This is a genomic window from Shewanella sp. SG41-4, from assembly GCF_014164505.1.
GTDB lineage: Bacteria > Pseudomonadota > Gammaproteobacteria > Enterobacterales > Shewanellaceae > Shewanella.
The window spans coordinates 1-1,208 of record NZ_JACJFI010000631.1; the positions used below are offsets into that span (position 1 = coordinate 1).

Below are 1,208 nucleotides of genomic sequence, written 5' to 3' on the forward strand. Positions count from 1 at the left end.
TGTTTTTAGGCTATTTATTGTAAAGCCCTGGCAAAAGTACATTTTATGGTGCGATGAGATGGGATTGACGTTAGAAAATAAACGTAGCTGTGTACCAAGATTGAGCGAACCTAGACTTGATGCATCGACATCCAAGCCCGTCATTAATCAGAATGTTGTTAGTAATAAAAAAGAGCGACCTTATGATTGATACACATGCTCATCTAGATATGTCAGAGTTCGATGATGATAGAACTGCATTATTTGATGCCATGCATCGACATGGTATTAGCTCTGCTATTTTACCTGGAGTGTCGGTCGATAAATGGCAAAAGCAAATCCTAATCGCGCAGCAATTTAATTGTTATTTCTCGCTTGGTATTCATCCTTGGTATGTGCCAGATGACATTGATGCGGCCATTATTAAACTTGAAGCAACGATACAACAATATAGCAAGAATAGGCGTTTGGTTGCTATTGGGGAGTGTGGACTGGATAAGTTACATCATTGGTCGGATAAACAATTGTTGTTACTTGAAAAACAGTTATCACTCGCTCAAGTTTACCAATTACCCGTCATTTTACATGCTGTTAAAGCTCATCAAGAATTATTGTCAATGTTGGCACATATTAGACTGCCTAAAGGTGGCGTTGTGCATGGGTTTTACGGTAACAGTGATATTGCAAATCGTTATATTTCGTTAGGTTTTAAATTAGGTGTAGGTGCTTTAATACTCAATCCAAGTGCTAAAAAGCTTCGAGAAACAGTGGTTAATTTACCTTTAGAGCACTTTTTATTGGAAACAGATTCGCCGAGTATGCCTCCTTTTGATCACCCTAAATCACGAAATACTCCTCTTATTCTTCCTAGAATTGTGTCCGAAATCGCATTTTTAAAGAAAAAGCCAACTGTTTGTATATTAGAACAGTTGAATAAAAATGCGTTGCAACTGTTTGAGCTTTAATTGTTTTTTAATGAACATCCATAGTTAAATTGTATTTAATGTCGTAAGGGTTTGAAATTAAACTTTAAAAACTTGATCAAAACGACGCTTTTCGTTTCACGCTCAGTTATAATCATCAACGGAAATTAGGTGAGTTAACAACATTCAAAAAAACTGTTAACAAAAGGGTGATGATTAATGGATATAGTAATGAGTTTAGTAGGGGTGGTCACCTTACTATTGATAGGTTTTGCCCTATCAAATAATAGAAAAGCAATTAATGTA

At 35.8% G+C, this 1,208-nt stretch carries 2 protein-coding genes; both read left to right on the plus strand.

The annotated features are described in order from the left end of the window. The coding region (locus H5202_RS24100) for a hypothetical protein (protein ID WP_220493988.1) at window positions 1-190 on the plus strand (190 nt) is incomplete at its 5' end. Then, entirely contained in the window at window positions 183-944 is a 762-nt protein-coding gene (locus H5202_RS22835; RefSeq protein WP_182774030.1) for a TatD family hydrolase, read from the plus strand. The genes H5202_RS24100 and H5202_RS22835, both read left to right, overlap by 8 nt. The last annotated feature ends 264 nt before the right edge of the window (window positions 945-1,208 follow it).